General features: G+C 35.8%; 10 protein-coding genes and 1 pseudogene. 9 read left to right on the top strand and 2 right to left on the bottom strand.

Annotation, left to right across the window (positions count from 1 at the left end; all coding sequences use genetic code 11):
* Together V7659_RS26160 and V7659_RS26165 are read right to left on the bottom strand one after the other, a co-directional pair.
* Positions 1 to 200 (bottom strand): annotated as a pseudogene (locus V7659_RS26160) (peptide ABC transporter permease); the annotation flags it as partial.
* Between the two features lie 104 nt (positions 201 to 304).
* Complete coding sequence (locus V7659_RS26165; RefSeq protein ID WP_335543022.1) at positions 305 to 1,186, bottom strand: ABC transporter permease subunit; 882 nt, start codon at positions 1,184 to 1,186, stop codon at positions 305 to 307.
* 135 nt (positions 1,187 to 1,321) lie between these two features.
* Here V7659_RS26165 and V7659_RS26170 point away from each other — a divergent pair, with 135 nt between their 5' ends.
* The 9 genes from V7659_RS26170 (at position 1,322) to V7659_RS26210 (ending at position 10,279) form a co-directional block, all read left to right on the top strand.
* A complete protein-coding gene (locus V7659_RS26170) occupies positions 1,322 to 1,861 on the top strand; it encodes an ABC transporter permease subunit (RefSeq protein WP_335543031.1) in 540 nt (179 codons plus the stop codon).
* 83 nt (positions 1,862 to 1,944) lie between these two features.
* Positions 1,945 to 2,112, top strand: coding sequence for a hypothetical protein (locus V7659_RS26175; protein WP_335543023.1), 168 nt, complete (start codon positions 1,945 to 1,947; stop codon positions 2,110 to 2,112).
* A 169-nt stretch (positions 2,113 to 2,281) separates the two neighbouring features.
* Entirely contained in the window at positions 2,282 to 4,219 is a 1,938-nt protein-coding gene (locus V7659_RS26180; RefSeq protein WP_335543024.1) for a sensor domain-containing protein, read from the top strand.
* Positions 4,220 to 4,402: 183 nt separating this feature from the next.
* Entirely contained in the window at positions 4,403 to 5,059 is a 657-nt protein-coding gene (locus V7659_RS26185) for a PIG-L deacetylase family protein (protein WP_335543025.1), read from the top strand.
* Positions 5,056 to 6,357: a glycosyltransferase family 4 protein gene (locus V7659_RS26190; protein ID WP_335543026.1), complete on the top strand. Its 1,302-nt coding sequence runs from the start codon at positions 5,056 to 5,058 to the stop codon at positions 6,355 to 6,357. Before V7659_RS26185 ends, V7659_RS26190 begins: the two co-directional genes overlap by 4 nt.
* A 15-nt stretch (positions 6,358 to 6,372) precedes the next feature.
* Positions 6,373 to 7,551, top strand: coding sequence for a carboxylate--amine ligase (locus tag V7659_RS26195; protein WP_335543027.1), 1,179 nt, complete (start codon positions 6,373 to 6,375; stop codon positions 7,549 to 7,551).
* Between the two features lie 31 nt (positions 7,552 to 7,582).
* Positions 7,583 to 8,656 (top strand): phosphotransferase, encoded by a 1,074-nt coding sequence (locus tag V7659_RS26200; RefSeq protein ID WP_335543028.1) that lies wholly within the window; start codon positions 7,583 to 7,585, stop codon positions 8,654 to 8,656.
* A 91-nt stretch (positions 8,657 to 8,747) separates the two neighbouring features.
* On the top strand, positions 8,748 to 9,677 hold the full coding sequence (locus V7659_RS26205) for an NAD-dependent epimerase/dehydratase family protein (protein WP_335543029.1): 930 nt from the start codon (positions 8,748 to 8,750) through the stop codon (positions 9,675 to 9,677).
* Between the two features lie 29 nt (positions 9,678 to 9,706).
* Positions 9,707 to 10,279 carry a kinase gene (locus V7659_RS26210; protein WP_335543030.1) on the top strand — a complete coding sequence of 191 codons (573 nt, stop codon included), beginning with the start codon at positions 9,707 to 9,709 and terminating at the stop codon, positions 10,277 to 10,279.
* Positions 10,280 to 10,614: the final 335 nt, after the last annotated feature.

The raw sequence follows: 10,614 nt of genomic DNA on the forward strand, positions 1-10,614 counted from the left end.
ATGATTCCTAGAACACCGCCAATTAAGACCCGCAGCAACGCTACACTAAAAGCTGTGATTAAAGTAAATTTAGCCCCATAGAGAATCGCCATGAGGATATCTTGCCCGTTTCGGTCAGATCCCAAAGGGTAATAGGTGGAGGGAGGGATAGGGGGGACCCCGATAAAATCTCCCTTTTTATCATATAAGAATAACAACACCTTGTTTAAGTCCTTTGGCCCATAAAGGGGATATAATAGGCTCAAAATAAACAAGCAAGATAATATGGATAACCCAATGATAGTTTTTTTATATGTAAACCATTTCATAGACTTGTAGTTTCCTTTCTTTTTTGGTGCATAATTACAATACTAGCCAACACATTTATGATGAGTAATGGAATGGCGAAAAGGAGTAGCCCAACCACAAATACTACTACTCTGGTGCCATACATTGATTGAAGGACAGCGCTATAACCATCAATATTTAACAAATGCTCCACTATAAATATATTAGAGAGCATAAACCAAATAATAGTTTTTAAGTGGATAAATATATATGGAACAATATTCCGGAGAATATGCTTGAAATAGATAGTCCTTAAGGGAAGCCCTTTTGCACGGGCTAGTAGAACATAATCCTGATGCTCTTCGTTCATGAATTCTTTTAATAAGTGCTGAATTAAAAAAAGCGTGGGAAGAAAAACGATGATTAAGATTGGTACGAAATATGGTCTTGATTCAGCTCCACCATATAATTGAAAAATATTTAGGTCAAAATTTCGATACAAATAAATAACCAAATATTGCAGTAAAAAGACTACCAACAAGTCAGGTGCTGTGGTTGTAAAATCAATAAAATTACTGAACCGGTTTCGAACGTTAAGCGGAAGGAGCATGATACTCGTAGCAATAAGCAATCCTAGAAGGCTGACAATTAGTAAAGAAATAGATAAGATCGTCATGGTATAAAAATACTTCTCCATCCCAGGCCCTTTTAAATAATTCACTATGAAGGGGTATTCATCAATATGGGTAAACCAGGTGATGTTGCTTTTTACATATTCCTTGAAAAAACTATATTTAATTTCAATTTTATTTTGATAAGGGTTAAAAGTTAATAAGATTGGGATATTAACCACTATCACAAACCCTAATAAGCTGGCGATTAACCTTACTGGAAGATAAAAGATTCGTTTCATCATCATCCTCATTCCCTTCAACACGCATTTTGATTTACGATTAGAATATTCCTCCTATACTTCCCATACTTTTGACGTAAATGGAATTAAAAGGTTACTCTTATTATTGAAAAATTATAAAAATTCCGAATAAAAAAACGTATATACAAAAGCGTGAAAACTTTATTTGAACCTTTTTCTGTCGTACCACAAACCATTATTGCATACTTTATCTTGTACAGTGTTTTATGGATGCAGCTTGATGGTTTTCATACCCCTTTTTGGAAACGTTCTTTATTTGAAACTTTCATTCTTGTGATGATTGCTATCCCAAATTTGAGTCTTCAGGTGGCCAATGAAATGAAGCTAATCGAGAAGGAATCATTTATCGAAGCTTCAAGAACACTGGGCGCGGATAAAACCCGGATCTTCCTTAAACATATTGTCCCGCATGTCTATGAAAAATGGATTTTATTATTTGGGCAGCAATTTATTCAATCTTTACAGCTGCTTGCCCATCTTGGATTTATGAAGCTTTTTTTTGGGGGAACGCATTATCCTGATGATGATACACCGCCACGAACGATTTCCCATGAATGGTCCGGTGTGATTGGCGGAGATATCAGTTATCTTTATACACAATCATGGATTGTTCTCGTACCAATTGTCTTCTTTATTCTTACTGCCATTTGTGTTGTTTGATCAATTCTTCTGTCGCTGAATTTTTTAAAAATAAGGCAGTAAATCAAGCCAGAAAAATAAATGAAACTTAGAGGTGGGGAAGAATGCTGCGGAAAGTGATAATGGTTACAGATGATGAAGATAGTGTAAAAAATGCAATAAGAGAAATCTTAAAATCGAAAAATAAAGGGCATGAATATGCGCTTGACCTAACCAGAATAAGGGATAAAGAACGAAAGACAGAAATTATGAAAAAGTTAACGAGATTCTGAAGAGCCGTTATCCTTGTATAAAAGTTTTCAGTTATAGAGAGCATATGCATAATGCATATGTTTTTTTGTGTCCTTCGAATAGGATGAAATTGAACTGAACCACAATTTCCGGAGGGTTGTCCTGCATGCGGGAAATTTTCTTTCATTATTCCATATACATATTAAAGCCGTGTCCGTATTTGGATATACAGTAGAAGAACTAATACATAGGTCATTTGTTCCGTTATTAGTCCCAGAAGATGTTGAACAAACCATGTATCATTTCCGGAAAGCCATATCTGGAGTGGTTTCAACATACGAGTGTGCTATTTTTGATAAAGAAGGAAACCAAAAAGAGATCCAAGCAACAAATATTCCTATTTATGAAAAAAATAAAATTATTGGCATTTATGGAATTATTAAAGATATTACTGAGCATAAAAATGCACAAAAAAACTTGATGGAAGCAGAAGCAAAATACAGAAGTTTAGTTGAAAATTCTTTAGTAGGAGTCTATATTTTTCAAAATGATAAATTAGTTTATGTTAATCCAAGAATATGTGAGATGACAGGTTATAGTGAGCAAGAATTCTTGACTTTGAACCTATCGGAAATCATCTTTTCTGAAGACCTTCCTGTTATGACTGCAAATTTAATGAAACTAATGACCAATGAAGAGAGTACCATTACATTCCCATATCGGATCATTCGAAAAGATAAAAGCGTACTGACCCTAGAAGTTTATGGCTCCACTATTGAATACCACGGGAAAACAGCCATCATCGGAACTGTTATTGACGTAACTGAAAGATTAAAAACAGAAAATATGATCAAGCATATGGCTTATCATGATCAATTAACTGGACTTCCTAACAGGTACTTATTAATGGAGAAACTGGACGATTTAGTAAAAAATTCAAATGGCTATCAAGAAAATTTTGCATTGCTATTTTTCGATTTGGATCGTTTTAAAGCTGTCAATGATTCGTTTGGGCATGAAACTGGTGACAAAATCCTTATAGAAGTCGCAAATAAGCTTAAAGGGTTTGTGAGTGAAAACGATATCATTTCAAGATATGGCGGTGATGAATTCACCATTCTGCTTTCCAATTCTAATGGTCAAAGGGCACGTGAAGTCGCTCAATCAATCTTAAAGAGTTTATCTTATCCGTTTAATCATAGTCATAAGGAGATATTTGTTACCCCGAGTATTGGAATTAGTATCTTTCCCGAACATGGTGAAACCTTTGACATGCTTATAAAAAAGGCTGACTTAGCCATGTATTTTGCCAAAAGCCTTGGGAAAAACAATTATCAATTTTATACTGATGATTTAAAAGAAAAAACTCATCATGAATTAGAATTAGAAAGTCATCTGCGTAAGGCATTAGAAAGAAACGAATTTTTATTATACTACCAGCCCCAAATAAATATTGAAACCGGTCAATTAATTGGAGCAGAGGCATTAATTCGATGGAATCACCCTGAAAAGGGATTAGTTTCCCCCGCTGATTTTATTCCTGTCGCAGAAGAAACCGGATTGATTATTCCAATCGGTGAGTGGGCTATCCGTACGGCTTGCCAGCAAAATAAGCAATGGCAGGAAGACGGTTTACCGCCCATAACGGTTGCTGTCAACATCTCTGCAAGACAATTTTTTCAATCCAATTTACCTGATATTGTTCGCAGAGTTTTACTGGGAACAAAACTTGAACCGAAATATTTAGAAATAGAAATTACCGAAAGTATGACGATGGATGTTGAATCGGCAATCGCAACACTTATGGAACTCAAAAAAATTGGTGTGAGGATTAGTATTGATGACTTTGGTACAGGGTATAGCTCGCTCAATTATCTCAAGCGCTTTCCTATTGATAAGTTAAAAATTGATCAGTCTTTTATCCGGGAATGCACAAGTGACGTCAACGACCAAACCATAATCAAGACCATTATTCTAATGGCACATTTATTGAAGCTTCAAGTGATTGCAGAGGGTGTTGAAACAAAAGAACAAGCTGACTTTTTACTAAAACATAGGTGCATAGAAGCGCAAGGCTATTATTTTAGTAAACCGTTACCAGTGGACGAGTTTGAAGTAAACGTAAATCGACGGATGACAACTAACTGAAATATGCTCATATGAACATATGCGAAAGGCATATGTTTTTTTGCTGTGAGATATGTGTGATTGTCAGCAGAGATAACCAGTTTTCGCACATTTTTCTTTTTTAGACAAATTGTCCATATCCTCTTTTTCATATCTTCATATAATTACAAGAATACTAATTTTAACTGGAGTTGAGATGCATAAATGAGTGAGAATGTATTGGTGATTGCTGCTCATCCAGATGATGAGATTCTTGGGATCGGCGGAACAATTAAAAAGTTAGTGAATCATGGCTATAAGGTAATTACCGTGATTGCTGCTAAGGGGCGGAAGGAAGAGGAGCATCATATTCAGCAATTCATGTTGAAGGCAAACAAACATTTAGGAGTAGATGAGGTCCTATTTCTGGAATTACCCAATTTATTACTGGAAACAATCCCGCTTGTTGAAATTAACAAATCGATTGAATCCCTTTTGGAAAAGTATACGCCTGCCAAGATATTCACCCATCATTATGGTGATACCAACCGAGACCATCAAATTTTGTTTCAGGCCGTTTTAACTGCTGCTCGTCCATTGCCGGGAAAAAAGCCGGTTGAGATCCTTTGTTTTGAAACGGTTTCTTCAACTGAATGGAGTCAACATACAAACGATAAAGAATTCAAACCCAATTATTTTGTGGAGATTACAGACACCATTGCTGACAAGATTCAATCTCTTCAACATTATGATGTAGAAATGAGACCATTTCCACATCCACGTTCCTATGATGGAGTGAAATATTTAGCGCGATTCAGGGGTATGACAGTTGGGGTCGAGTACGCAGAAGCTTTTGAAATTATTAGGAGGGTCTGGAAATGACAGATCAATATCAAAATGACCAACCTTTTTTTCCTAACCTTTTTTCTTATCTCATCTCTGCAATGGATCAATATTATGGGATTAATGAACCAATTGATTTAGGACAAGAGATTGCAAGGGAGCAAATCTATTCATCTGAAATCCAAAACAAAAAAATGAAGATTTTAATCACAACGTTTTGGGATTATCCATTTATAGGTGGACTGCAGAACTATATCACAACACTTAAAACTGGGTTGGAAAATTTAGGACATAGTGTCCATGTGATTGCACCAAACCATTTTCCATCGGATGAAATGGAGAAATCACGCGATTATTTTTCTGAGACATTCAAACAATTTTTCCTACATCGGTATGGAAGTTTTAATGAGAAAATTGTACACAATATCAGTAAACTATACAGTTACTATGCGATGATAAAGGATATTGATCTGGCTCAATACGATATTATCCACGCACAAGATCGATATACTGCTAATGTAATGGGGTTACTTAACCAATCCTATCAAAGGCCTCTTCTATTTACACCTCATGGATTTATGACCCAAAACAGACTTAAGTTTAACTTGATGGAAAAAGGTTCGATTGAGGAAACCTATTTTTCGGCCATTGACAGACAAGCAATTAAAAATGCCAATCAATTAATCATCCTTTGTGATGTTTTTCGACCAATTCTGATGAATATTGGTGCAGTGGAACATAAAATGTCGACTGTCTATACTGGTATTGATTTTGAAGCAGAAAATAGTCAGAACAGAAGTAAGAAAAAAACGGTCATTACTTGTGTGTCACGCCTTCGTCCCCGGAAAGGACATAAGTATTTATTTAAAGCTCTGGCTTTAATAAAAGACTACTTGAAAAATGTAGAGGTTCGGATTGTAGGCGATGGTGAGATGAGAAAGAAGCTCGAGAAGCAGGTTAGTGAGTTGAGATTAAAAAACGTTTCTTTTTTAGGCAGCAGAAATGACATCCCTAAATTGTTAAGTGAATCAGACATTTTTGTTCTGCCAACCACGAGTGACACGCTGCCACTCTCAATTATCGAAGCAATGTTTTCCAATCAAGCGATTCTAACGACCAATTGTGGGGGCATTCCAGAAATTATTAAGGATAACTATTCAGGATTAATAGTTGAACCAGCAAACCCAAAGGAACTTGCAAAAAAGTTAAAAATCCTATTGCGAAATAAATCAATTAGGACAGAATTAGCCGATAATGCACAGGCATTTGCACGACAACAATTAACCGTTAATAATATGGTTCAAAAAATTGAAGAAATTTATCATTCATTATTATGAAAGGAGGAAAAAAGCATGCGACATGATGTTCCTGCTGTTGTGCTGGATTTAAGTGCAACAGGGGTAGGAATTGTAAGGAGTTTAGCGAAACAAGGGATAAAAGTATATGCGTTTGATACAAGAGGTAAATATGAAATCGGTAAAACTCGGTTTGCTACTTGTGGAATTTGTCCGAATCCAGTGAGCGAGGGGGCCGCGTTACTATTATTTCTTACTCGAATGGCACAAAAAATGGGTCAAAAGCCAGTTCTATATGCGGGTTCTGATGACTATGTTCAGTTTATTTCAAAAAACAGATTTTTTCTATCACACTATTTCCGATTTCTATTACCAAAACACAACCTGGTGGAAGCCGTATTGGATAAACGGCTAACGTATGAATTGGCTCTGAAATCAAATGTGCCATGCCCAAAAACATTCGCAATAAATAACGAAGAGCAGTTCGAGGAGATTATTAATCAAATTACCTTCCCATGCATTTTAAAACCAGTTTATTCCTCTCATTTTCGTACAAATATTGATCCTCGTCTTTATAAGAAAGCCATCGTAGTTGATCAGCCTTCCCAACTGAGAGAAGAGTTCCTTTTTTATCGCCCATTCGGAGAATTAATGATCCAGGAAGTCATCCCTGGCAATGAGGATTGTATTTATTCTGTTAAAACCTTTTTTGATAAACAGATGAATTTAATTGGCTTGTGGATGAACCAAAAATTACATCAATTTCCCCCTCATTTTGGATCCTCAGCTCTTGCTCTTAGTACCAGGGACGAAGAGGTCATTAATCTCGCGACTACCTTTCTTAAAGATATTGAATTTAAAGGCTTGGCGATTGCCGAATTTAAACGGGACCCAAGAGATGGAAAACTGAAATTCATCGAAATTAATGCAAGAATAGGATTAACTCAAGCTTTATCGAGTGCATGCGGGGTTAATTTGGCTTACCTGTATTATTTATCCCTTACCGAGCAAAATCCATCACCAGTGACTGAGCAGAAAGAAGGAGTTAAATGGGTTTACCTTGTCCGAGACTTTCTGTCCTTCCGCCAAAAACAAAAAAATGGGGAAATGAGCTTTCTTGAGTGGGTCAAGAGCTTATCTGGCAAGAAAGTTGAGGCACTTTTTGCATGGAACGACCCGATGCCATTTATTCGCAGTTTTGTATCTCATTTGCGAAATTTATGGGGGAGACAGTAAGAAATGATAAAAAACGGAGGGAATTATCCTTTTGAATAGTTTAGAAGATATCATTAGCAGCTGGAAAAAATTTGATTGGGAAGAGAAGCTAAGTAATGTCCTAAATAAAAAAGTGAAATTACTGGAAGAAAGAATAGAGTGTCTCAAAAATACTCGTGAAAAAACAAGTATTTGGAAGTTGATTCTATCGGATGGACAGGATTTCCTTCCCGTTGTGCTAAAAATATACAAACTTCCATTGAAAGAAAATCATAGGTTAGAAATAAATATGTATCAGAAAGCCTATCATATTTACCACGAGTTTATGCCGAAATTGTATTGGCTTGAACCGAAGGTAAATGGAAATGAAACATGGATGTTTACCGAATGTATGCAGCCCCTGAGAGGACAGATAAAATTAACACCCAGCCATTTAGAACGAATTATCCCCACGGTTGCCAAATTTCATGCCTTAACCTATGATGAGCGATTTTTGCAGTATGCGGACCTTTTTGACTCAACACTTCCTCATTTTGATTCTAAGGAGAAGGTTAAGGAACGCACGAAAGGAATCAAAAAAGCAAAAGAAAACCTGGATCTGGCAATGATAGATCCTAACTTAAAAGAATTGGTAGCTCCTAGGTATAAGATTATCAAAAAAATATTAAAAAAAGGGCCCGTTTTTTTTCCCGAAATGGAAGAATCCGGCCAATGCCTAGTCCATGGCGATCTCCATGTACACAATATTTGCTGTGAAAATGCGAATGATGAGAAAGGCGATTGGAAGGTCTCTTTGATTGATTGGGAGTCTGCAAAGCATTATCCCTGTTGGTATGATCTAGTGGTACTGGTTGAATTATTAATTGATTTTCGCTCGGATTGGCAGCAAAGCGAAGATGAGATTCGAAATCAATGTGTGAAGGTTTATAGTCAAGAAATGCTGAAATATGGAATAACCTTCAATGAAGAACCTTTAAACCTTCTAAAGAAAGCATATTTACAGAGAACACTAGAAAAAAAGCTTTCTAGTCATTTGGAAAAGGTGCTAAATGGCGGAAAGAGCACACTTCTTAAAAGATACCTTGAGAAAATTGAGGTGTGGGGAAAAGACCTAGGATTATATTAGGCAGCATAAAAAGTCTAAATCCAATAAGGAGTTTTTGTATGAAAAAGATTGGGCGATTTCATTATGGCTTAAAAAAGAGGGGTGAGTTTGAATGAAGGTACTCGTGACCGGGGGAGCTGGATTTATTGGGTCCCATGTTGTTGATAGATTACTTCAATCTGGATATGAACCGATTGTTGTGGATAATTTACAATCTGGTAATAGAAAATTTGTCCCTCCCTCCGTTCGCTTCGTTGAAGTGGATATTGCATCACCACAAATTGAGGTTGTTTTTGCGACGGAAAAACCGGATGTAGTGATCCATTTGGCGGCACAAGTGGATGTTGCCTATTCGATAAAAAATCCAGTCGAAGATGCAAACCAAAATATTCTAGGGACAATTCGTTTATTAGCCTGTTGCCATAAGTATAAGGTCAAAAAATTCATATTTTCATCGTCCTGTGCGGTATACGGGGAAAAAGATGATTGTAGTATAAAGGAAACATTCCCCATTCAGCCTCAATCCTTTTACGGGATTAGCAAATTTTCATCAGAACTATACATTCAGACTTTTAGTCAACTGTTCCAACTTCCTTACACGATTCTTAGATATGCAAATGTTTATGGACCACGCCAATCTGCTATTGGAGAAGGAGGCGTCATCTCGATATTTTTTAAGAACGTGCTTAATGGTAAAGCGCCATATATATTTGGAGACGGAGAACAAACAAGAGATTTTGTGTATGTGAAAGATGTCGCGAGTGCCAATGTATTATCCATTGAAAAAGGGACAAATGGTATTTTCAATATCGGTACTAATTCTAAGACAAGTATTAACCAACTATTTCAAATAATTAATTCATTAACTAATAGTAATATATCACCCATCCCTATGCCTGAACGCGAAGGGGATATTCGTTTTAGTCAATTGGATAATACCAAAGCTTTGAATCTTTTGTTGTGGAAACCTGACTATGATTTGCAAAAAGGATTAAACGAAACATTAACCTTTTATAAAGGGATTCAAAATAAAGGGAATTAGAGGACAAATGTAATAAAAGGAGATAAGAAATGAATGATTTTAATAAAATAGCCGCAAAAAATAATGGCAAAATAACGATACAAGACTTGAGTGGTTTTACAATGCTTGGGAAAGGTGCAGATGGGTCCGTTTTTCAATTGACGCCTGTGAAGTGCGTCAAAGTATTTGTTAATGAGGAAACACAAAAAAGAGAGTTAAATGCACTGCAAATAGGGCAATCAAGCTCTGTTATTCCCCGTCTTTATGAATATGGTTCAAATTATATTGTAATGGAATTGGTGAATGGAGGTAATCTTAAAGCTTATTTAAAAAAGGAGAAGCAACTTCCCAAACCAATTGTACTAAAGATTTTATTCATGCTAGAAGAATTAAAAAGGATTGGTTTTACTAGACTTGACACCGAGGTTCGCCACATTTTTTTTAATGAGTTGGAAGAAATAAAAGTAATCGATCACAAGAGGGCGTTCACTACAAATAGGTCTGTCCCGACCAAATTATTTACTGGGTTAAAAAAGTTGGGTTATTTAGAAGAGTTTTTATCACATGTGAAGGAGATAAACCCTTCCTTATATAGGGAATGGAAAAAGATTGAGATAAAATAATAGAAAAGGAGAAAAGGACTGTGGTTAGTGAATCACAGTCCTTTTCAATTAATTAGAAAAACTTTCCATTGAACTTTAAGCAACCTACATGTTACTATAAGAAAGTTCTCTTCGAGCAGTTAAACATCTTCGAACAATTAACATTTTAATTTCAAAATAGATGTTGACTTGTTTGAGAGAATTATAGTATAATATTTTTTGTCGCTTCTTATTGAAGTGAATTTGTTCTTTGAAAACTAAACAAACAAAATCGTGCAAACAAACAATAACAATCATGTTTCTTCTATATATGAAGAACATGAGCCAACGTAACTTTTATGAGCTAATCAACTTTC

The organism is Neobacillus drentensis, assembly GCF_036966985.1.
GTDB classification, from domain to species: domain Bacteria; phylum Bacillota; class Bacilli; order Bacillales; family Cytobacillaceae; genus Neobacillus; species Neobacillus drentensis_E.

Excerpts from the sequence above, each read along its gene's own strand:
- V7659_RS26165 (WP_335543022.1), bottom strand. The coding sequence starts at position 1,186 with ATGATGATGAAACGAATCTTTTATCTTCCAGTAAGGTTAATCGCCAGC.
- V7659_RS26195 (WP_335543027.1), top strand. The coding sequence starts at position 6,373 with ATGCGACATGATGTTCCTGCTGTTGTGCTGGATTTAAGTGCAACAGGG.
- V7659_RS26185 (WP_335543025.1), top strand. The coding sequence starts at position 4,403 with ATGAGTGAGAATGTATTGGTGATTGCTGCTCATCCAGATGATGAGATT.
- V7659_RS26210 (WP_335543030.1), top strand. The coding sequence starts at position 9,707 with ATGAATGATTTTAATAAAATAGCCGCAAAAAATAATGGCAAAATAACG.
- V7659_RS26190 (WP_335543026.1), top strand. The coding sequence starts at position 5,056 with ATGACAGATCAATATCAAAATGACCAACCTTTTTTTCCTAACCTTTTT.
- V7659_RS26175 (WP_335543023.1), top strand. The coding sequence starts at position 1,945 with ATGCTGCGGAAAGTGATAATGGTTACAGATGATGAAGATAGTGTAAAA.
- V7659_RS26205 (WP_335543029.1), top strand. The coding sequence starts at position 8,748 with ATGAAGGTACTCGTGACCGGGGGAGCTGGATTTATTGGGTCCCATGTT.